The organism is Paraburkholderia sp. SIMBA_030, from assembly GCF_046535245.1.
Taxonomy (GTDB): domain Bacteria; phylum Pseudomonadota; class Gammaproteobacteria; order Burkholderiales; family Burkholderiaceae; genus Paraburkholderia.
The window spans coordinates 137128-158908 of the sequence record NZ_JAWRXB010000009.1 but is presented as its reverse complement, the minus strand read 5'-3'; the positions used below and the strand labels follow the sequence as shown (position 1 = coordinate 158908).

Annotated in this window: 18 protein-coding genes and 2 pseudogenes; 9 read left to right on the top strand and 11 right to left on the bottom strand. The window is 63.9% G+C overall.

Features of this window, described 5'->3' with window-relative positions; genetic code table 11:
• Positions 1–104: 104 nt before the first annotated feature.
• The 3 genes and pseudogenes from SB772_RS17340 to SB772_RS17330 all read right to left on the bottom strand — a co-directional run.
• Positions 105–485 (bottom strand): annotated as a pseudogene (locus SB772_RS17340) (benzoate/H(+) symporter BenE family transporter); the annotation flags it as partial.
• Between the two features lie 266 nt (positions 486–751).
• On the bottom strand, positions 752–1927 hold the full coding sequence (locus tag SB772_RS17335; protein WP_410834455.1) for a vWA domain-containing protein: 1176 nt from the start codon (positions 1925–1927) through the stop codon (positions 752–754).
• 96 nt (positions 1928–2023) lie between these two features.
• Positions 2024–2866, bottom strand: coding sequence for an AAA family ATPase (locus SB772_RS17330; protein ID WP_410834454.1), 843 nt, complete (start codon positions 2864–2866; stop codon positions 2024–2026).
• A gap of 317 nt (positions 2867–3183) precedes the next feature.
• On the opposite strand from SB772_RS17330, the gene SB772_RS17325 reads away from it, so the two are divergent.
• Together SB772_RS17325 and SB772_RS17320 are read left to right on the top strand one after the other, a co-directional pair.
• On the top strand, positions 3184–3552 hold the full coding sequence (locus SB772_RS17325) for a c-type cytochrome (protein ID WP_410834453.1): 369 nt from the start codon (positions 3184–3186) through the stop codon (positions 3550–3552).
• Positions 3553–3599: 47 nt separating this feature from the next.
• A complete protein-coding gene (locus SB772_RS17320; protein ID WP_410834452.1) occupies positions 3600–3983 on the top strand; it encodes a c-type cytochrome in 384 nt (127 codons plus the stop codon).
• 134 nt (positions 3984–4117) lie between these two features.
• Here SB772_RS17320 and SB772_RS17315 read toward each other — a convergent pair whose 3' ends face one another.
• From SB772_RS17315 to rsxB, 3 genes are all read right to left on the bottom strand, one after another.
• Entirely contained in the window at positions 4118–4552 is a 435-nt protein-coding gene (locus tag SB772_RS17315; protein ID WP_410834451.1) for a DUF1841 family protein, read from the bottom strand.
• Between the two features lie 90 nt (positions 4553–4642).
• Positions 4643–5287 (bottom strand): endonuclease III, encoded by a 645-nt coding sequence (nth, locus tag SB772_RS17310; protein ID WP_410834450.1) that lies wholly within the window; start codon positions 5285–5287, stop codon positions 4643–4645.
• Between the two features lie 19 nt (positions 5288–5306).
• Positions 5307–6155 (bottom strand): electron transport complex subunit RsxB, encoded by an 849-nt coding sequence (rsxB, locus tag SB772_RS17305; RefSeq protein WP_410834449.1) that lies wholly within the window; start codon positions 6153–6155, stop codon positions 5307–5309.
• Between the two features lie 383 nt (positions 6156–6538).
• Between rsxB and SB772_RS17300 the strand changes: the two genes are divergently transcribed.
• A complete protein-coding gene (locus SB772_RS17300) occupies positions 6539–7171 on the top strand; it encodes a TetR family transcriptional regulator (RefSeq protein WP_410834448.1) in 633 nt (210 codons plus the stop codon).
• Positions 7172–7257: 86 nt separating this feature from the next.
• Here the strand turns inward: SB772_RS17300 and SB772_RS17295 are convergent, their stop codons facing one another.
• Together SB772_RS17295 and SB772_RS17290 are read right to left on the bottom strand one after the other, a co-directional pair.
• Positions 7258–8535 (bottom strand): polyhydroxyalkanoate depolymerase, encoded by a 1278-nt coding sequence (locus SB772_RS17295; RefSeq protein ID WP_410834447.1) that lies wholly within the window; start codon positions 8533–8535, stop codon positions 7258–7260.
• A gap of 181 nt (positions 8536–8716) precedes the next feature.
• Positions 8717–10600: a glycoside hydrolase family 15 protein gene (locus SB772_RS17290; RefSeq protein WP_410834446.1), complete on the bottom strand. Its 1884-nt coding sequence runs from the start codon at positions 10598–10600 to the stop codon at positions 8717–8719.
• A 230-nt stretch (positions 10601–10830) separates the two neighbouring features.
• On the opposite strand from SB772_RS17290, the gene SB772_RS17285 reads away from it, so the two are divergent.
• Positions 10831–11076, top strand: a complete 246-nt coding sequence (locus tag SB772_RS17285; protein ID WP_410834445.1) for a hypothetical protein — start codon at positions 10831–10833, stop codon at positions 11074–11076.
• 214 nt (positions 11077–11290) lie between these two features.
• Here the strand turns inward: SB772_RS17285 and SB772_RS17280 are convergent, their stop codons facing one another.
• A complete protein-coding gene (locus tag SB772_RS17280) occupies positions 11291–11443 on the bottom strand; it encodes a DUF3096 domain-containing protein (protein WP_115104110.1) in 153 nt (50 codons plus the stop codon).
• Positions 11444–11655: 212 nt separating this feature from the next.
• On the opposite strand from SB772_RS17280, the gene SB772_RS17275 reads away from it, so the two are divergent.
• On the top strand, positions 11656–12939 hold the full coding sequence (locus SB772_RS17275; protein WP_410834444.1) for a lactonase family protein: 1284 nt from the start codon (positions 11656–11658) through the stop codon (positions 12937–12939).
• A 94-nt stretch (positions 12940–13033) separates the two neighbouring features.
• Here the strand turns inward: SB772_RS17275 and SB772_RS17270 are convergent.
• Both SB772_RS17270 and SB772_RS17265 read right to left on the bottom strand, forming a co-directional pair.
• Positions 13034–14590, bottom strand: a pseudogene (locus SB772_RS17270) (DNA translocase FtsK); the annotation flags it as partial.
• Between the two features lie 2280 nt (positions 14591–16870).
• Complete coding sequence (locus SB772_RS17265) at positions 16871–17416, bottom strand: META domain-containing protein (RefSeq protein WP_410834443.1); 546 nt, start codon at positions 17414–17416, stop codon at positions 16871–16873.
• A 424-nt stretch (positions 17417–17840) separates the two neighbouring features.
• On the opposite strand from SB772_RS17265, the gene purT reads away from it, so the two are divergent.
• The 4 genes from purT to SB772_RS17245 all read left to right on the top strand — a co-directional run bounded on the left by purT (position 17841) and on the right by SB772_RS17245 (position 21770).
• Positions 17841–19055 (top strand): formate-dependent phosphoribosylglycinamide formyltransferase, encoded by a 1215-nt coding sequence (gene purT / locus SB772_RS17260; RefSeq protein ID WP_410834442.1) that lies wholly within the window; start codon positions 17841–17843, stop codon positions 19053–19055.
• A 124-nt stretch (positions 19056–19179) separates the two neighbouring features.
• The gene (locus SB772_RS17255; protein ID WP_410834441.1) at positions 19180–19392 is read left to right on the top strand and encodes a DUF6726 family protein; all 213 of its coding nucleotides are present in this window, start codon (positions 19180–19182) and stop codon (positions 19390–19392) included.
• An 83-nt stretch (positions 19393–19475) separates the two neighbouring features.
• A complete protein-coding gene (locus SB772_RS17250) occupies positions 19476–19844 on the top strand; it encodes an MliC family protein (RefSeq protein WP_410834440.1) in 369 nt (122 codons plus the stop codon).
• 273 nt (positions 19845–20117) lie between these two features.
• A complete protein-coding gene (locus SB772_RS17245; RefSeq protein WP_410834439.1) occupies positions 20118–21770 on the top strand; it encodes an acetolactate synthase large subunit in 1653 nt (550 codons plus the stop codon).
• Positions 21771–21781 lie beyond the last annotated feature (11 nt).

The following is a 21781-nucleotide window of genomic DNA, read 5'->3' as shown; positions in this document are numbered from 1 at the left end:
GCTGCCGGATACTTCTATTCTATGGCGGATCGCCTGATGCAGTATTGACAGTTGCCCCCGGCGAACCGTTCACGCGGATTTCCGCCACTTTTTTCGTCGACGATTCAGCCGCGGCGCGCGTTCAGCACCAGTTGCGTCAGCACGCCCGCAACCAGTCCCCAGAATGCCGAGCCGATCGACAGCAGGGTGAGGCCCGAGGCAGTCACCATGAACGTCACCAGCGCCGCCTCGCGCTGTTTGGGGTCGTGCATCGCGTTGGCGAGGCCGCTCATGATCGAGCCGAACAGCGCCAGCGCGGCGACGGAAACCACCAGCGCCTTCGGCAAGGCTGCGAACAGCGCGGCGATGGTGGCGCCGAAGATCCCGGCGATCAGATAGAAAATGCCGCACCAGAGCGCCGCGGTGTAACGCTTGTTGCGGTTTTCGTGCGCCTCGGGGCCGGTGCAGATCGCCGCCGTGATCGCCGCAAGATTGATGCCGTGCGAGACATGAAAGCGGCTGAAATCGAGCAAGCCGAGCCCGCCGGCGGCGGCCGTGCCGACGGTGAGCGGCCTGGCCCGCCTGGAACATCAGCACCAGCGAACTGGTGTAGCCGGTCATCATCGCGACGAAGCCGGCGACGACGGCTGACAGCGAGGTGTCGGCGAAGGGTTTGAGACGCCCGGGCAATGCGGTGACAGGGGACAAATCAGGCGATGAAGACGGACTCATGCAGATGCTTTCTTATAGTTGAGGATAAAGCGCGACGCGATTATTTGCTCAGCATGCGCATGGCCGTTTCAAGGCCGGCGAGCGTGAGCGGATACATGCGGTGGCCGAGCACTTCGCGGATTGCGCTGACCGACTGCCGATACGCCCACAAGCCTTCCGGCTCCGGATTCAGCCACGCATGATGCGGGAAATGATCCGCGAGGCGCCGCAGCCACACGGCGCCGGCTTCGGGGTTGTTGTATTCGACCGAGCCGCCCGGTTGCAGCACTTCGTACGGACTCATCGTCGCATCGCCGACGAAGATCAGCTTGTAATCCGGCGTGAACTTGTGCAGCACGTCCCACGTCGGCGCCCGTTCGGCGTGGCGGCGGCGATTGTTCTTCCACAGAAAGTCGTACACGCAGTTGTGGAAGTAATAGAACTCAAGGTGCTTGAACTCCGCCTTGGCGGCCGAAAACAGTTCTTCGGTGCGTTTGATGTGATCGTCCATCGAGCCGCCCACGTCGAGCAGCATCAGCACTTTCACCTTGTTGTGCCGCTCCGGCACCATCTTCAGGTCGAGCCAGCCGGCGTTGGCGGCGGTGCTGCGGATCGTGTCGGGTAGATCGAGCTCTTCGGCGGCGCCTTCGCGCGCGAAACGGCGCAAGCGGCGCAGCGCGACCTTGATATTGCGGGTGCCGATTTCGAGCTGGTCGTCGTAATCTCGGTAGGCGCGCGCTTCCCACACCTTGACCGCACTGCGATTGCCCGCCGCGTCGCCGCCGATGCGTACGCCCTCCGGGTTATAGCCGCCGTTGCCGAACGGCGACGTGCCGCCTGTGCCGATCCATTTGCTGCCGCCTTCGTGGCGCTCTTTCTGTTCGTCGAACAGTTCCTTGAGGCGCGCCATCAGCTTGTCGAGGCCGCCCATCGCTTCGATCTGCGCTTTCTCCTCGGGCGACAGATCGCGTTGCAGCTTCTTCTTCAGCCAGTCGAGCGGGACGTCGAAGGCGGGCGCCGAGGCTTGCGCGACGCCGTTGAAATATGCGCCGAACGCCTGGTCGAACTTGTCGAAGTACTGTTCGTCCTTGACCAGCGTGATGCGCGCGAGATAGTAGAAGTCGTCGAGCGACGGTGCGATCACGTTGGCTTTCAGCGCCTCGAGCAGCGTCAGGTATTCCTTCACCGACACCGGCAGTTTGGCCGCGCGCAGCGAATAAAAGAAGTCGATCAGCATGCTGTTTCCTCCACGGCGGCTGGGGTGCGGTACGGCGCGCTCAACGACCGGATATCGACCCGGGTCAAGACCCGGGTTCCAGCGGTTCCAGCCGTTTCAGCGATTATTGCGGTTCATGAAGATCAGCCGCTCGAACAGGCTCACGTCCTGTTCGTTCTTCAGCAGCGCGCCGTGCAGCGGCGGGATGATCTGCTTCTGGTCGGAAGAGCGCAGCGCCTCGGGCGGAATGTCTTCGGCGAGCAGCAGCTTCAGCCAGTCGAGCAGTTCCGACGTGGACGGCTTCTTCTTCAGCCCCGACACATTGCGCAATTCGAAGAAGCTTTGCATGGCTGCGGCGAGCAACTCCTTTTTGATGCCGGGGTAATGCACCTCGACGATCTGCTGCATCGTCACCGGATCGGGGAACTTGATGTAGTGGAAGAAGCAACGGCGCAGGAACGCGTCGGGCAGTTCCTTCTCGTTGTTCGACGTGATGATCACGAGCGGGCGCTGTTTGGCGCGAATCAGCTCGTGCGTTTCGTACACGTAGAACTCCATGCGGTCGAGTTCGCGCAGCAGGTCGTTCGGGAATTCGATGTCGGCCTTGTCGATCTCGTCGATCAGCAGCACCGTTCGCTGTTCCGACTCGAACGCCTGCCACAGCACGCCCTTGACGATATAGTTGCCGATGTCCTTGACGCGTTCGTCGCCGAGCTGCGAATCGCGCAGGCGCGACACCGCGTCGTACTCGTACAGACCCTGCTGCGCCTTGGTGGTGGACTTGATATGCCACTGCAGGAGCGGCATGCCGAGGGCGGCGGCGACCTCTTCGGCCAGCATGGTTTTGCCAGTGCCGGGTTCGCCCTTGATCAGCAACGGGCGTTTTAGCGTCATCGCGGCGTTGACCGCGAGCTTGAGGTCGTCGGTGGCGACGTATTGCGATGAGCCTTCGAAACGCATGGCGAGATGCTCTTTTCGGGAAAAATTCCAGTATAAGTCAGAAGGCCTGTTGGGCTGAAACGGGCTCGCGTATGGTTTCACCCGCGATCTTGGCGCCTATGCGGGCGTTCGCGCGGCGACCGCGGGCGCCGCAAGGCGGCGCTAGCCGCGGCCTGGCGGCGGGAAAATGCACCGCTGCCCCGCGCGGTGGACGTTCGGCGCGGCGTCGCGGTACAATTAGCCCGATTTTTTTGGCCTGCGTGGCTACCCTATAAGAATAACGGCGCGGGCCGTTGCCTTTTCGGGCGCCCGTTTCCCCTCAAGCCAGGTTACATGCTATGAATAAATTCGTCGGCAAACACGTCGTGATCGCAGCGCTGTCGGTGCTCGCGGGCTATGCGGCCAGTGCGCGGGCAGCGGATGTCGTCGGCAACGCGAAGGCGGGCCAAGGCAAGGTCGCGATGTGTATTGGCTGCCACGGCATCCCTGAATACCGCACCGCTTACCCTGAGGTCTACCGGGTGCCGATGCTCGGCGGCCAGAATCAGGCGTATCTCGAGAATGCGCTGCGCGGCTACAAGAAGGGCGACCGCCATTTCGAAACGATGCACGCGATCACCGCGTCGCTGTCGGATCAGGACATCGCCGATATCTCGGCCTACTACGCAGCGCAAAGTTCCTCTTCGAAGAACAATCCCGACAAGTGATCGGCGTCGGTCACTCGGTTATTTATATTCGCGGGATAGGAGAATTCATGAATAAGCCCCAACAGGCACTCCACACGGTGTTCAAGGCTGCATGCGCGTCGGCGGCATTGATCGGTCTGGTTGCAGCGAACGTCGCGCACGCCGCTGACGCCGGCAATGGCAAGGTGCTGGCCGACAGCCACAACTGCGCGGCTTGCCACGGTGTCAACCTGAACAAGCCGGTGAGCCCGGAATATCCGAAGCTTGCCGGTCAGCACGCCGACTACGTCTACTGGGCGCTGCGCCAGTATCAGATGGGCAACGGCAACCCGCACCTCGGTCGCAACAACGCGATCATGCAGGCGCAGGTGCAAAGCTTGTCGATTGGCGACATGAAAGACATCGCGGCCTACGTCGAATCGCTGGACGGCGACCTGGTGCAGAAGAAGTAAGCGGCGCGCGGCGCTTTTTCCGCACAGTTTCTGATTGAACGACACCCTGCTTCGGCGGGGTGTTGTGCTTTTGGAGCCGCACGCGGTTCGTTGCGCGACGGCTTTGGCCGGGCGTGCTTGCCGCTTGGTCTCGCTTAGTCCCGCGTGGCGCGCCGCTCGATGCGCTGCAGGTACGCGTCCGTATCCGGCGGCGTGCCGGTGCGCTGCGCTTCCCAGATGGTTTCGCCGAGGCAATCCATGATCGCGTGCTGCGCTTCATGGGTCGAGCCGAGGCGGGCGGCGAGCCGCTCGTGCGCCGCGCGAATGCCCGGCGGCTGGTCGATCGACAATTGCTCGGTGATCGCCAGATGCATCGACAGATGCAGGAACGGGTTGGTCTGCCCGCGTTCGGGCGAGTAATCCTGGCTTGCCGCGCCTTCGCTATCGGCCAGATCGGCGTGGTACTCGGGATGCTCGACGATCCAGTCGGCGGCGATCGCCTCGAGCGGCGTCAGGATTTCGCCTTGACGCTGTTTGCGCCAGGTGTCGGTGAAAAAGAGGCGGACTTCGTCGCGGCTGGGATTGAACATCGTGGGACCGGTGCGTTGAGTGTGAGGCGGGCGTGCAGGGCGCCATTTTACGCCGGGGCAAGGCCGCTTGCTGGCCCAACCGCGCCGTCTTCAGAGATCCGGCGGCGGCGTCTTCGGGCGGAACTCGCACAGTGGCTCGATCACGCAATGCCAACATTCCGGCCGGCGTGCCTTGCATACATAACGGCCGTGCAGGATCAGCCAGTGATGCGCGTCCTGCTTGAATTCGGCCGGCGTGAATTTCTCCAGTGCCTGTTCGACCGCACGCACATCTTTTCCCGGCGCGAGACCAGTTCGATTGGCCACTCGGAAGATGTGCGTATCGACGGCGATGCTCGGATGACCGAACGCCGTGTTCAGGATCACGTTCGCCGTTTTTCGGCCGACGCCGGGCAGGCTCTCGAGCGCTTCGCGATCTTCCGGTACTTCGCCGCCGTACTGGTCGAGCAGAATGCGGCACGTCGCAATCACATTCTTCGCCTTGGTCCGATAGAGGCCAATGGTCTTGATGTAACCGGCAACTCCTTCTTCGCCGAGATCGAAAACCTGCTGCGGCGTGTTCGCGACCGGGAACATCTTGCGCATCGCCTTGTTGACCGACAAGTCGGTGGCTTGCGCCGACAGCAGCACGGCAATCAGCAGTTCGAACGGTGTGGTGTACTCGAGTTCGGTCGTGGGATGCGGATTGAGACTCTGAAGCGTCTCGTAGATGGCGCGGCGTTTGTTCGCGTTCATGCGGGGCGTGCGGGTGCGGTTAGCGCTTCGTGGAAGGCGTGTCGGTGTCGTCGTCCGATGCGAGTCCGAGGCGGCGGCGGCGTGCTTCGGCGGCATCGATCTGCGCCTGGACGTCGGCGCTGACATGCTCGGTGTTCAGCGGACCTTGGCCTTTGGCGGCCAGTTCTTCTTTCTTCTTGCGCGCACGATCGAGTGCGGCCTGGATGATCGCGCGTTTTTTCGCTTCGGCGTCGTCCGTTACAGACGCCGCGGGCGCCGCAGGCGATGCATCGGCCGAAGCCGCAGCGCCGGTTCCAGCGCCGTGTGCAGGCGCACTGCTCGCGGCTCGCCGCGCTGCAGCACGCGCTTCGGCGGCTTCGCGTTCGCGCGCAAGACGCGCTTCGCGCCGGTCGTGGCGTTCACGCGCGGCGTCGGCCTGGACCTGGCTCCATGCGTCCCAGCCGGTCGCTTCGCCAGTGACGGGCGGCATCGCGATGCAATCAACCGGACAAGGCGGCACGCACAGGTCGCAGCCGGTGCAGCGTTCCGCGATCACCGTGTGCATCTGTTTCGGTGCGCCAACTATCGCATCGACCGGACAGGCCTGCATGCACAACGTGCAGCCGATGCAAAGTTGTTCGTCGATAACTGCCAAAGGACGAGGCCGTTCGACGCCGTTGGCGGGATTGAGCGGAATCACCGGCTTGCCGAGCAACGCGGCGAGGCGCGCGATGCCTTCGGCGCCACCTGGCGGGCACTGATTGTAATTGGCTTCGCCGCTGGCGACTGCCTCGGCGTACGGACGGCATGCGGGATAGCCGCACTTCGTGCATTGCGTTTGGGGCAGCAGATCCTCGATGCGGTCTGCGAGTGTTATGGAATGGGTCACGGTTACGACGTTGAGGCTTGCCTTGCGGCCGCACAGCCAGCCGAACGCGACTTGGGGAAAACGCGCGGCGGGCTGCGGCAGCACAAAAGCATGGCGAAAGCGTGCTAACACACGCCAATATAGACAAATACAGGCGCAAATAGCGGCGCGAGTGGAGTCTAATCCACGCAAGCGCTCGCTCGCGCCGGGCTTGAACTAAATAGCACATTATCGCCGATTTCCCCAATTGCGATCCGCAATCCATGTGCCATAATCGAAGCGCTTTTTCGAAAGACCGCAGAAGGGTGTTCCCCCAACCAGCCCGTTCAGTGCTGTCGGTGCAAGGCCCGAGGAGAGGCCGGCGGCGCGATCCGGATAACGCGGCTCACGAAGACGATGCCACCATGAATCAGCCGAAAATCAAAAGAGATCCTGAAGGCACGCGGCGCCGCATTCTGCTTGCGGCGGCCGAAGAGTTTGCAAATGGGGGCTTGTTCGGCGCACGCGTCGATCAGATCGCCCGCCGTGCGGAAACCAATGAACGCATGCTCTACTACTACTTCGGTAGCAAGGAGCAGCTTTTCACTGCTGTACTCGAGCACGCATTCAGCGCGCTCAATGAAGCGGAACGTACGCTCGAACTGAACGGTGTCGCGCCGGTCGAGGCCGTGACACGCCTTGCGCATTTTGTTTGGGATTACTACCGCGATCATCCTGAGCTGCTACGTCTCGTCAATAACGAGAATCTGCATGAGGCACGCTACATGCAGAAGTCGACGCGCATCCGCGAAATGATCTCGCCGATCGTCGCCACGCTCGGCGGCATTCTGGAGCGCGGCCAGCGCGCCGGGCTGTTCCGCACCAACGTCGATCCGTTGCGCTTTTACGTGACGCTGTCCGGCATGGGCTACTACATCGTGTCGAACCGGTTCACACTCGAAGCGACGCTCGGCCGCGATTTCAGCAGCGCAGGCGAACGCAGCGAACTCGTGCAGATGAACACGGAATTGCTGCTCGCGTATCTGTTGCGAAAATAAGCCTCGCCGTCGCGACGCACGGCAGCTTCAAAAACGGCAACGGCCTCCGAAGAGGCCGTTGTTCTATCTGTCTGCCTGCGTGGTGTTCAGGCTTCCACTTTTTCCTTCGTCACCTTTGGCGCCTTGTTGTGCTCGAGGATGAAGTCGCGCAATTGCGGATAGATGATGGTGCGCCAGCGGCGGCCCGAGAAAATGCCGTAGTGGCCGCATTTCTCGGCGGTGAAGTGCTGCTTGTTCTGCTCCGGAATGCCACTGCACAACTCGTGCGCGGCAAAAGTCTGACCGTCGCCGGAGATATCGTCCAGTTCGCCTTCGATCGTGAAGAGCGCAGTCTTCCTGATGTCCTGCGGCCGTACCCGCTCGCCGCCGACGTCCCACGTGCCTTCGGCAAGACGGAATTCCTGGAACACCACGCGGATCGTGTCCAGGTAATAGTCGGCGGCCATGTCGAGCACGGCGTTGTACTCGTCGTAGAAGCGGCGATGCGCTTCGGCGTCGTCTTCGTCGCCGCGCAGCAGGCTTTGGTAGAAGTCCCAGTGCGACGCCGCGTGCCGCTCCGGATTCATCGCGACAAAACCGGTGTGTTGCAGGAAGCCCGGATAAACCTTGCGGCCCACGCCCGGATAGTTCGGCGGCACCGTGAAGATCACGTTGTTCTCGAACCATTCGTACGAGTGCTGCGTGGCGAGCGAGTTGACCGAAGTCGGGCTCTTGCGCGCGTCGATCGGGCCGCCCATCATCGTCATGGTGCGCGGCGTGTCTTCGCCTCGGCTCGCCATCAAGGAGATGGCGGCGAGCACCGGCACGGTCGGCTGGCATACCGAGATCACATGCAGATTCTTCGCGCCGATGTGACGGATGAATTCCTGGATGTAGGCGATGTAGTCGTCGAGGTGAAATTCGCCCTCTTCGAGCGGCACCATGCGCGCGTCGATCCAGTCGGTCAGGTAGACCTTGTGGTCTTGCAGCAACGTACGCACGGTATCGCGTAGCAGCGTGGCGTGGTGGCCGGACAACGGTGCGCACACCAGCACGATCGGCTCGTCTTTCAATTGGGTAACAGCGCTGCTGTCATCCGCGAAACGCTTGAAGCGCATCAGGCGGCAAAACGGCTTCTCGATGATCGTTTGTTCGATGATCGGGATGTTATGGCCGTCTTTGACGATTTGATGAAGGTTGAACTCGGGTTTTTCGTAATCTTTACCGAGCCGGTACAGCAGTTCGTAGCCGGCCGACAGGCGGGTCGCGCCGGGCACATAGGCAAGGGGACTGGCCGGATTCGCAAAGGATTTCGACGCGGCCTGAGCCCAGGCGGTGAGGGGGCTCAACATCGCCCGCTGGAATTCGTGCAATTGGTAGAGCATGGGTGCTCCGTACTTAAGCGGTTCGCATGGGGCTTCGCAAACACGCGTATGGCGTTGCGGCAGGCCGTATTGGTTGTTGGCACATTGATTTTCGGCCGACATTCCTGTCGATCATATCGAACAAAGCGTACTTGTGCAATGCAGCAATTTACGCGTGGACAACGCGTAAACTGTCATTAAATCATGCTACCGGCGATGTTGCTGCGCCGCTATCAGGGGTTGCCGCAGCTTTGAATTCCGCAGCCTCCGTGACGCCGATATCGGACGGCTGGCCGGTGGCCTCGGCCATCTTCTGCTCGTGCTTCATCAGGTTCAAACCGGTGTGCACCAGCGCCACATGCGAAAACGCCTGCGGGAAATTGCCGACCAGGCGCTTCGCCGCTGGATCATACTCTTCTGACAGCAGACCGACGTCGTTGCAGAGCGCGAGCAGCCGTTCGTACATCGCATGGGCTTCACCGATGCGGCCTTGCAGCGCGAGGTTGTCCACCATCCAGAACGAGCACGCGAGGAAGGTGCCCTCGCCGGGCGGCAGGCCGTCATCATATTCGGTAGTGCGGTAGCGCATCACGAAGCCGTCACGCATCAGATTTTTTTCGATCGCCGCCACCGTGCCTTTGACACGCGGATCGTCCGGCGGCAGGAAGCCGACCAGCGGCAGCAGCAACACGCTCGCATCGAGCTGATCGCTGCCGTAATACTGGGTGAACGCGTCGAGCGTCGGATTCCAGCTCTTCGCGCAGACTTCCGCGCGGATTTTCGCGCGGGTCGCGCGCCATTCGTCGAGCGGGCCGTCCAGCTTGAACTTTTCCGCCGACTGGATGGCGCGGTCGAAGGCGACCCATGCCATCACCTTCGAAAAGGTGAAGTGCTGGCGTCCGCCGCGCGTTTCCCAGATACCTTCGTCCGGTTCTTGCCAGATTGTCTCGAGGTGGCCGAGCAGCGCGCGTTGCACGTTCCACGCGGTGTCGTCCGCCTGCAATCCGCCTACGCGCGCCAGATGCAGCGCGTTCATCACTTCGCCGTAGACGTCCAGTTGCTGCTGGCCGACTGCGTTGTTGCCGATCCGCACCGGCCTGGCGTCCTGATAGCCCGGCAGCCAGTCGATCTCGAACTCGGGCAGGCGCCGTTCGCCGGCGATGCCGTACATGATCTGCAACTGATCGGGCGCGCCGGCCATCACGCGGCCCAGCCAGGTGCGCCACGCGCGCGCTTCGTCGTAGTAGCCGCCGCGCATCATCGCCAGCAGCGTGATGGTGGCGTCGCGCAACCAGCAGTAGCGGTAGTCCCAGTTGCGCGTGCCGCCGAGCTGCTCCGGCAGCGAGGTGGTGGGCGCCGCGACGATGCCGCCGGTCGGCTCGTAGGCGAGCGCCTTCAGCGTAATCAGCGAGCGGCGGATCGGCTCGGCCCATTTGCCTTCGACCGTGCCGCGCGCCGACCATTCGAGCCAGTGATTCTCGGTGCGCGCAAGGGCCGTGTGCGGATCGCGGGCGGGCGGATTGCGCAGATGCGAGGCCGCATAAGCCAGCGAAAAGGGCACCCGCTCGCCTTCGGTCACGGTGAAATCGGCGACGGTCTTCATGTTCTCGCCGCGCAATTCGACCGGCGTGCGCAGGACTGCGGTGTCCGGACCGGCGATCGCCTTGATGCCGCTGTCGTGCTTCAGGCGTTCGACCCACGGAATCGAGAAGCCGTAATCGAAGCGCAGCACCAGTTCCATCCGCATGCGCACGGTGCCGCGTTTGCCGACCACGAGCCGCACCATCTCCGACCAGCCGTTGCCCGGCGGCATGAAATCGATCAGCGTGACCGCGCCCTCGGGCGTTTCGAAATCCGTTTCGAGGATCAGTGTTTCGCCGCGATAACGGCGCGTGATTGTTGGCGGCGTGTCGGCGACGGGCGAAATCAGCCAGCGGCCGTTTTCGGGCGTGCCGAGCAGGGCGGCGAAGCAGGCGCCGGAGTCGAAGCGCGGCCAGCAGAGCCAGTCGACGGAACCTTCGCGGGAGACCAGCGCGGCCGTGTGGCCGTCGCCGATGAGCGCATAGTCTTCGATGAGTGCGGGCATAGGGAGCGTGTCTCTAGTGCGCACGGCCTTGGCCGCCGCGCTTGATGTCGTTGTTACTACCGGACTCGTACGATGCGTTTTGGTTCAGCACGCAATGCGGCAAAACGCGAGTTGGTAAATTGTCAAATCACTACCTACAATCGGATTTCAACCCGGCGCGCCCAGCTTTCACGTTAGCGCATCGGTCTTACCCCTGGCGCGTGCAGACGCCGTCTCGGAGGACAAAAGCCATGCTGAACCCGTCGAAATCCGATTGCATCACAATTCTCTCGGCCGCGAGCGAACTTGCCGACGATTCGATGCTGTCGCTCGACCCTGGCCGGCTCGGTCTGTCCCGCAACGGGATGCTGGCCGCCGCGGCCTTTCTGGTCGAACGGGACTGCTTCCGGCATCACCGTGAAGGTGACGGCCATTATGCCGTCGGCGCGCTGTCGTTGCAGGGGCGCCTGCGGCTCGATCAACTGTCGAACGGCTGACCGGCGCCGCTGCGGGTGTCTACCGCGCGAGTTTGCCGCTTGGCATGACAGCCTGGTTTGCCATCACGGCAACCGCCACCGCGCGTGCCGTTCATGTCGTTCGCGTCGTTCCTTTCGTTCGTGCCATTCCTTCGCCGGCCGCGCTCATGCGGACCGGTCGCCGGGCTCGCACTGCGCTCCCGGCCGTCCATCCCATCCTGCTGTCCGCTGCCGCTCAGAAGTGCGACGACCCCACGCCGAACAGCCCAATGATGCCGATGATGATCAGATAGAGCGCGACGATGTAGTTCAACAGGCGCGGCATGACGAGAATCAGGATGCCGGCGATCAACGAAACGAGCGGGCCCAGGCTGAGTGTGACGTTCATGAAGACTCCGTGGTGTGAGACTCGATTGAGAAAAAACGACCCGACAGGCGGGACACATGCTGCACATGCACGCCGGTAGCCGGATTGGCTCCATGATCCGACGCAACGCTTTTATACTTGCGTCGATAACGACAATGCACGACCGATGGCGCGGCAGACCAAAGACACCGATATAACCGAATCAACCAGATAACCGATGTCCAGGAGGTCTTATGCGCCGTAGTAACCGGGCCGCAGTGCGTGCCGTATCAACCTCTGCTTTACCGTCTGCTTCATGGTCCGCTGGACGGCCAGTTCCTTTGCGCGCCGCCCGCTCGATAATAAAAGGTTTCGTGCTCATGATCTCGATTGTTGCGTCGCATGCGTTTGCGCAAGATGCAGGCCCGGCTCCCGCCGACGGCGTCTACGACCTGCTGGTCGGCACTTACACGGGCGGCAAGAGCGAAGGGCTCTACGTCTATCGCTTCGACACGAAGACCGGCGAGGCGACGCGTGTGTCGGTCGCACAGACGGTCAACCCGTCGTATCTGGTGGTCAGCCGCGACCGCCGCTTCGTGTACGCGGTCAACGAAATGCCCGGCGACAACGGCCCGGCCACGCAGCGCGGCGGCATCAGCGCATTTCGTTTCGACGCCGCGAGCGGTCAGCTGACCTTCCTCAACAAGGTGTCGTCGGACGGCAACGATCCGTGCTATTTGAGCCTGTCGCCGGACGGCAAGTATTTGCTCACCGCGAACTACTCCGTGGCCGCCGACCCGGGCGGCAGCTTCGCGGTGTTCCCGTTGCAGGCGGACGGTCAGGTCGGCAGCTCGGTGCTCACGGTGCATCACGAAGGCGGTGGTCCGGTGAAGGGCCGCCAGGACAACTCGCACGTTCACTCGACGGTGTTCTCGCCGGACGGCCACTACCTGTTCGCTCAAGACCTCGGCGCCGACAAGCTGTACGCGTACCGCTACACGTCTGACGGCAGCCGCGGTCTGTTCAGCCCGACCGACTGGCGCTACACGCAGGAGAAGGCAGGCACCGGCCCGCGCCACCTGGTGTTCGGCGTCGACGGCAAGCATGCGTATCTGACGAGCGAACTGGCCGCCACGGTCAGCACCTTCGAGTACCACGACGGCAAGCTGGCGCAAGTGCAGACGCTGTCGCTGACGGAGCCGGGATTCAAGGGCGCGGTGGGCGCCGCGGCGATCCATCTGTCGCCGGATGGGCGCTTTTTGTACGCATCCAATCGCGGCGATGCGAACGACATCGTGATCTTCGCGGTCGACCCGGGCAACGGCCGCCTGAAGAAAGTCGGGCACCAGTCGAGCCTCGGCAAGGCGCCGCGTGAATTCGCGATCGACCCGACCGGCAACTGGCTGATCGTCGGCAACCAGAACAGCGATACGGTGTACGTGTTCAAGCGCGATCGGCAGACCGGCTTGCTCGAAGCGAATCCGAAACGGATCGACATCGGCTCGCCGGTGGATTTCAAGCTGGTTTCGCCGTCGTGAGGATGGGTGACGCGAGTGATGTGACGTGAATGCGCGTCGGATAAAAAACGGGCCGCTTCGAGCGGCCCGTTTTTTGTGGTTGGCTTCGCCGTGCCTATTCAGCCGGCCCAGGCGCGAGCACTTCGCGGCTGCCGTTGATACCCATCGCCGACACCAGGCCCGCCGTTTCCATCTGCTCGACGAGGCGCGCCGCCCGGTTATAGCCGATGCGCAATTGCCGCTGCACCGACGAGATCGACGCGCGCCGCGTGCGCACCACGAAGGCGACCGCCTCGTCGTAGAGCGGATCGGCTTCGGCATCCGGCATGTCGCCGAACAGATCCGGCGATGCGCCTTCGGTGGCCGGGCCGTCGAGAATGCCTTCCTCGTATTGCGGCTCGCCGAACTGCTTCAGATACTCGACGATCCGATGCACCTCCTCGTCGGCGACGAACGCACCGTGCACGCGCTGCGGATAGCCCGTGCCCGGCGGCAGGAACAACATGTCGCCCTGGCCGAGCAGCGATTCGGCGCCCATCTGATCGAGAATCGTGCGCGAGTCGATCTTCGACGACACCTGGAACGCGACCCGCGTCGGAATGTTCGCCTTGATGAGGCCGGTGATCACATCCACCGAAGGCCGCTGTGTCGCGAGAATCAGGTGGATGCCGGCGGCGCGCGCTTTCTGCGCGAGCCGCGCGATCAGTTCTTCGATCTTCTTGCCCGCAACCATCATCAGGTCGGCCAGCTCGTCGATCACCACGACGATCAGCGGCAGCGGCGCGAGCGGCTCCGGCGCTTCGGGCGTCAGCGAGAAGGGATTGCCGAGCTTCTTGCCCTTGGCTTCGGTGTCGCGGATTTTCTGGTTGAAGCCGGCCAGATTGCGCACGCCGACCGCCGACATCAAGCGATAGCGCTTTTCCATTTCGCCGACACACCAGTTCAGCGCGTTGGCCGCCAGCTTCATATCGGTGACGACCGGCGCGAGCAGGTGCGGAATGCCTTCGTAGACCGACAGTTCCAGCATCTTCGGGTCGATCATGATCAGGCGCACTTCTTCGGGCGTCGCCTTGTAGAGCAGCGAGCAGATCATCGCGTTGATCGCCACCGACTTGCCCGAACCGGTGGTGCCCGCGACCAGCATGTGCGGCGCCTTCGCCAGATCGGCGACCACTGGATGACCGGTGATGTCCTTGCCCATTGCCAGCGTCAACTGAGAATGCGAGTGCTGGTAGACGTTCGCTTCGAGAATTTCGGAGAGCCGGATCGTCTGACGCCTGGCGTTCGGCAACTCGAGGCCCATGCAGGTCTTGCCGGGAATCGTCTCGACCACACGGATCGACGTGAGGCCGAGGCCGCGCGACAAGTCCTTCATCAAGCCGACGATCTGACTGCCGCGCACGCCGAGTGCCGGCTCGACTTCGAAGCGCGTGATGACCGGGCCCGCCGATGCGCCGACCACGGTGACCGGCACCTTGAATTCCTGCAGGCGCTGTTCGATCAACTGACCGGTTTCGGCGAGCTTTTCTTCGGAGACCGGTTCGACGTCGGTGTCGGCGCGCGCGAGCAGATCGAGCGTCGGCAATTCGACCATCGACGCGGCGGGCGCGCGGAATTCGAAACCGTTGGCGGGGCTGTGGCCGCGCAGCGGTGGGCGCTGGACGACGGCGGGCTCGGCAGGCTCGGCCGATGGTTCCGCCGTGAATTGCGCGGACGATGGCGCGGTGGGTTCGGCGGTAAGCTCGTCGGCGAAATCGTCTGTTGCTGCCGGTGCGGCTTGCGCCGCGAAGCCGGGGAAGCGAACCACGTTGGACGCGTGCGATGCGCTTTGCGGCGGGACGGCGGGCGCGATGTCCGATGTTTCCGGCACGTCCGGCACGTCCGGAACGTCCGACATGTCCGGCGTTTCCGACATGTCCGGCATGTCCGACACGTCCGGCACGTCCGATAGGGCGCGGGAGTCCGCGGCGTCGGCTTCGAATTGCGTAGCCGGTTCGCTCGCGCTCACGACGTGCAGCGACGGCGTGGCGTGATGCGTGGACGCGGCGTCGCTCGGCGCGGTGGTGCTGCTCACGCGCGGCGCGCCCGCCGACGACGCCGCGCGCAGCGACGCTACGGCATCGATCTGGGTTTCCCAAGGCACCAGCGTTTTATCGATGACGACTTCGGCGCCCGGCGCCGGCGCGGCGGCGAATGCGTCGACATGAGCAAACGCAGGTGCCGACGAAATCGCGCCGGTGTTGTCGGTCGCGTGTGCGGTTAAGTTTTCGAACACGTGCGCAGCCGGATTGGGCGTTGCAGCGACCTGTGCAGCCGGCGCCTCGGCGGTTTGCATCGGCGAATCAGCAGGCGCTTGTCCGAACTCGCCCGCGATCGGCGAATTGGCGGTCACTTGTCCGGCATCGAACGGCGCATCGGAGGTTGGCGGAACCGTCGCCACCTTCGCGGTTTCTGCCCCGGTGCTGCGCGCGAGGCTGACGCCGGCGAGATCAGTCCAGCGCGCGGTATTTTCCTCGATGCTGCGAAGCGTTTCTTGCACGCTGGCGGGAGGCGTGACACGCTGCGTCGTCGGCATCGGCCGCGTGTACCTGGGCGCCGGCGAGTTGAGCGGAGTAGCGGGACGATGCGCGATTGGCGTTGACGCGATGTTCGTGCGCGGGGCGGCCGCGAACGGTTGTCCGGCGGACGTGGGCTGGCTGCCTGCAGATGAAGACACTGCGGGTGCCGCGCCTGCGGAGCCCGGCATGGCGGACGGACGGCTCGCGCCGGTGGCTGAACTTGCCGCCGCGCTTGAAGCCGCACCGGTTGCCGCACCTGATACCGTCCGCGCGGCATTCATCGCTTGCGAAGCTTGCGCCGCAACAGCAGGCGCGACTGCTGCGCCGGCCAGGCCCGCTACGGCAGCGCCGGCACCCCGAGACCCTGTTGGCCGTTGCTCTCCAGCCGCGCGGCGGTCCGCCTGCGAGCCGCCGTCGGCAGGCATCCACGCCGCAGTCTTGCCCTGGTTCAGCGGCTGCCTCGGCGCCGGCGTCTGACGCAGCGGCGTTCCGGCCGGCGTTCGCGCTACCGGCTCGGTTTGCGGCGTCTGGCTGCGCGGCTTCACCTCGCCGGTGCGCCAGTCCGACCCGGCGCTGCGCGCCGTCGTGTCTTTGCCTGCCGCGGGAGAAGCCGCACCTACGCCTGCCGCACCCGCACCCGCACCGCGCCCGCGCGCCGGCGGCCGCCAGACGGTCGGGCGGGCATAACGTCCGTTGGTTTTGGGCGCCATCGTATTGGTGGACGACGAAACGTGCGACGGCAAACCGTCATCGACGCTGCGATGGCGGCGCGCTTGCTCGTCGCGTTTGGCGAGTCCGCGCGACAGGCCGAGACCGAACGCGCCGTCGGCCCATACCGCGACGTCGGTCCAGCGGAAGTCGATCAGCCAGGGCAAGCTGATCGCCAGCAGCGCGAGCGCCGCGAGCGGTGTGCCGATATGGCCGAGCAGATGACCGAAGCCCGCCGCCAGCGCATGTCCGAAGCCGTTGACGCCGGCCGCGCCGATCAACGACGCCTCCAGCGTGCAGCTCGCCACCATCACGCAGACGAAGCCGAGCCATAGGCGGATCGTGCCGGGGCCGCGCAAACCTGCGCCGCCCGGCAGCGCCGACTTCACGAGACGCCACAAAAGAGGAATGAACCAGACGGCCGACCCGCCGAACCAGCCGAAAACTACCGTGTGCATGCTAGACATCAACGAATGACGGACGCGCAAAAGCGCAACCCGTCGAGTTTAAACCGGCGAAGCCCGATGCTTCGATGGCAGCCGCAAGTTTGCTTGCGTCCAGTGGAAAAACAGGCCGGCGCGCGGCCTGCCGTCGGTGAAAAACAACGGCTGCTGCAACCCGTGCGCGTCATGCAGACAGCGTCGGCGGCAATAAGGCAACGGGATTGTCTGATCCGCACTGTCCGATCATTTGGCGCTGCGCTCGAACGTCAGCGTGTCGCCGTTATCGAGCACCAGCTGCATCTGCTGCGGCTCGCGCATTTGCACGCCGGTACGGTCGATGTGCGTCAGCGCGTTGAGATACGCGCCTTCGATCTGTCCGCCCGGCGTCATGCACGCCATGCGCGTGCCGCCCAGCGTGCCGAAGCTCAGCTTGCCGTCTTTCAGCGCATACGACCCCATGTAGCGGTTGCAGCCGGAAAAGCCGCTGGCGTGGCGCTGGCCTTTATCGGTCGAGAGCACGAGCGTGATCGGCGCGCCCTGATCGGCGGACGGAATCGCGCGCGCCGTGCCGTCAGCCTGTTTCCAGCCCGAGAGCACCCAGCTGGTGTCGTCGAGCAGCTGCGTCGCGGCCGGGTTGAACGGGTCGGGTGGCGCGGCCTCCGAGTCGGGATGTTTCGGGATCGCGCAGGCGCTGCACAGCGCGGCTACGCTCAAGGCGGCGATCGCCGTGCGCGCGTAGTCAAGCAGCGGCGAGCCGGCCAACGTGAAGGCGCGGCGGCGGGTTGCCATGTGTGGCTGATGCGGCGTTGCCTGCGGCAAGGCTTGCGGCTCGGCCCGCGACGCTGCGGGCAACGAGGCGGCGGACCTCGAAGACAACGTTGCAGGTAACGCTGCCGTCGACGGCGCACGACATGTTGCGATGAAGCGCGCAACACGTCGCGCGGAGGCGCTTTGGAGCATGGCGTCGTTCCTCTTCAAACTGGCGAAGGCGTAAGGGTAACGCACTAAGCTCGCCGCACGCGAGCGCATCGGCGCGCCAAGGGCAGATTCAGCGAGCCGCAGCGCCGCTGCGCGCACTGCGCGCAGACCGTGGCGCGGGGCCGGCGAGCGACGCGCGGCGAGGGTGCGCATCGGGGTGTGCATCGGGGTGCGCATGTTAACATCGTGCTCTACCCAATCCCACCCTCATCCGACTTTTTTATCTGGAGACCCCATGCAGATCGGCCAACGGATTGGCACGCCCCTTTCTGAATCCGCCACGCGCGTCATGCTGCTCGGCGCCGGCGAGCTCGGCAAGGAAGTGATCATCGCGCTGCAACGGCTGGGCGTCGAAGTGATCGCGGTCGACCGCTATCCGAACGCGCCGGGCCACCAGGTGGCGCACCGCTCGCACGTGATCGACATGACCGACCGCGCCGCGTTGCGCGCGCTGGTCGAAGCGGAGCGCCCGCATCTGATCGTCCCCGAAATCGAAGCGATCGCCACCGACGCGCTCGCCGCGATCGAAACCGACGGCCTCGCCGAAGTGATCCCGACCGCGCGCGCCACGCAACTCACGATGAACCGCGAAGGCATCCGGCGTCTGGCCGCCGAAGAACTCGGCCTGCCGACCTCGCCGTACGCGTTCGCCGATTCGCTCGACGAACTGCGCGCGGGCATCGCCAAGGTCGGCTATCCGTGCGTGGTGAAGCCGGTGATGTCGTCGTCGGGCAAGGGGCAGTCGGTGTTGAAGAGCGACGCCGACGTCGAGCCCGCATGGCAATACGCGCTGGCCGGCGGCCGCGTGAATCACGGCCGCGTGATCGTCGAAGGCTTTATCGACTTCGAGTATGAAATCACCCAGCTGACCGTGCGCGCGATCGATCCGGCGAGCGGCGAGGTCGGCACGTATTTCTGCGACCCGATCGGCCACGTGCAGGTGGCGGGCGATTACGTCGAGTCGTGGCAGCCGCAGCCGATGAACCCGCTTGCGCTCGAACGTTCGCGCGAAGTGGCGCACAAGGTGACGGCGGCACTTGGCGGCAGGGGCCTGTTCGGCGTGGAACTCTTCGTGCGCGGCGATGACGTATGGTTCTCGGAAGTCAGTCCGCGTCCGCACGATACAGGCCTGGTTACGCTGTGCTCGCAACGCTTTTCGGAGTTTGAGTTACATGCGCGCGCGATCCTCGGTTTGCCGGTGAATACGTCGCTGCGCGCGCCGGGGGCTTCGGCGGTGATTTACGGCGGTCTGGAAGAAGCGGGCATTGCATTCGAAGGCGTCGCGGCGGCATTGGCGGTGCCGAATGCGGATCTGCGCCTCTTCGGCAAGCCGGAGAGTTTCGTCAAGCGCCGCATGGGCGTCGCGCTCGCCACCGGCGAAAACATCGACGAAGCACGCTCGCGGGCGAAGCAGGCCGCGGCGGCGGTGCATCCGGTCTCCACGAAGTGAAGTGCGCCGAAGCAGATTGAAGGGCACCGAGCCGCGCCGCAACGTATTGGCATGCAATGAAGTAACCCGCGCGTCTTGCGAACTCGCAGCGCGCGAATCCTGAATCATTGAAGTAGAGGTAGGTATGGCCGTGGAATCGCGCAAAAATACGCGGCGTGTGACGTTTGGCCGTCTTGGCGCACTCGGCGTGGTGCTCGCGCTGTGTGCCGGGATGACAGGGTGCGGGCTCGCCGCCGCGCCGTGCCGGATCGCTTCTGCGGGTTTGAAGATCGTGCCGGTGGTCGGTCACGTCGCCGCCGCGCCGACTGACGCGTGCGCCGACGTGATCGATCCATAAGCCGATCTGTCTGCGGCTCATATACGCGACCCGCGGGCGGTTCGGGCGCGTTCCTTGATGTGTAACAACGATCGAGGCACTCGATGAAGAAATGGTTTGTTGCGGTCACCGCCGTAGTGAGTCTGGCGACGCTGTATGGCAACGCATGGGCCGCACCATTGCGGCTCGCCGAGATGCAGACCAGAGACCGGCAAACGCAAAAATACACCTGCGCGACCGGCAAGATCCTGCAGGTGACGTACTGGAATACCGCCAATGGCCAGAGCTTCGCGCTCGTGCCTGTGAAGGGCCAGCAACTGCTGTTCGTCAACACCGTTTCGGCCTCCGGCGCGAAGTATCAGGCCGGCCGCTATACGTGGTGGACCAAGGGCCCGCGCGCCGACCTGTACGACGAAACGGCCGGCGCAAACGCGCCGCCGATGCTGTCCGACTGCGTCACCATCAATCGCTGAGCACGGCGTGGCGGCTTCCTTCATGATGCCGCCCCCCGCCTTGTCAGGCCTCTGCCTTGCGGCATTGCCCGCCTGCGCGCATCTTTTCCGTTCGAGTAGTAAGCTGTCCGGCATGGCATTCGCCGCGTCACGCCGTGTTCAGCCGTGCCCCGCCGTGCCCATCAGGTTGCGCCGTGCGCTGTCGGCGCGGCGGTGGCTGTCTTCGATCGTCCGTTCCCCGGACCACAACGCGCGGGCGGATGGCCCGCGTCGTTTCATCAAGCGAGACCCTCCATGAAAGCATCGGACCTGTTCGTCAAATCGCTGGAAGCCGAAGGTGTCGAGTACGTGTTCGGTATTCCCGGTGAAGAAAATCTCGATCTGCTCGAATCGCTGCGCCGCTCGAAAATCCGCCTGATCCTGACGCGTCACGAACAGGCGGCCGGTTTCATGGCCGCCACTTACGGCCGTCTCACCGGACGCACCGGTGTATGTCTTGCCACCCTCGGGCCGGGCGCGACCAATTTCGTGACGGCTGCCGCATACGCACAGCTGGGCGGCATGCCGATGCTGATGGTCACCGGGCAAAAGCCGATCAAGTCGAGCAAGCAGGGACACTTCCAGATCGTCGACGTGGTGCGGATGATGGAGCCGCTCACCAAATACACGCGGCAGATCGTCTCGATTGCCAATATTCCGGCGGCCGTGCGCGAGGCGGTCCGCCAGGCCGAGGAAGAGCGGCCCGGCGCCACGCATCTGGAATTGCCCGAGGACGTCGCGCATGAAGAGGGCGACGGCAAGCCGATTCCGAAGAGTTACAGCCGCCGTCCGGTCGCCGAAGAAAAGGCAGTGGCGCGCGCGGTCGAGGCGATCACGAACGCGAAGCATCCGTTGCTGATGATCGGTGCGGGAGGCAACCGCAAGACCACGACCAGGATGTTGCGCGATTTCGTCGACCAGATCGGCATTCCGTTCTTCACGACGCAGATGGGCAAGGGCGTGATCGACGAATCGCATCCGATGTGGCTCGGCAACGCGACGCTCTCCGATGGCGACTTCGTGCATCGCGCGATCGAACACGCGGATTGCATCATCAATGTGGGCCACGACGTGATCGAGAAGCCGCCGTTCTTCATGCGCAGCGGCGAGGCGGGTGAGAAGACCGTGATTCACGTGAACTTCCTCGGTGCGGAAGTCGATACGGTGTATTTCCCGCAGATCGAAGTGGTCGGCGATATCGCCAATGCGGTGTGGCAGCTAAAGGAAAGTCTCAAGGCGCGCCAGGAGCATTGGGATTTCACGCGCTTCAAGGAGATCAAGCAGCACTTTGAAGAACACCTGGTGAAAGGCCAGCACGACGACCGCTTCCCGATGTATCCGGTGCGGATCGTCAACGACGTCTACGAAACCACGCCGGCGGACGGCATCGTGTGTCTGGACAACGGCATGTACAAGATCTGGTTCGCGCGCTACTACCGCGCACACGAACCGAATTCGCTGCTGCTCGACAATGCGCTCGCTTCGATGGGTGCCGGTTTGCCGTCCGCGATCGCCACCAGGATCGTGCATCCGGACCGCAAGGTGATGGCCGTGTGCGGCGACGGCGGCTTCATGATGAATTCGCAGGAACTGGAAACGGCGGTGCGTCTCAAGCTCGATCTGGTGATCCTGATTCTGCGCGACGACGCGTTCGGCATGATCCGCTGGAAGCAGGAGAACATGAATTTCCCCGACTACGGCATGACGCTGCGCAACCCCGATTTCGTCGCGTATGCGCAGAGCTATGGCGCGCAGGGGCATCGCATCGAGTCGGCCGCCGAGTTCGCGCCGTTGCTGCGCGAATGTTTCGCGACGCCCGGTGTGCATGTGATCGACTTGCCGATCGACTATTCGGACAACGAGCGCGTGCTCAATCGCGAGATCAAGCGGCTGAGCGCGCAACTATGAGCGGCAGCGCG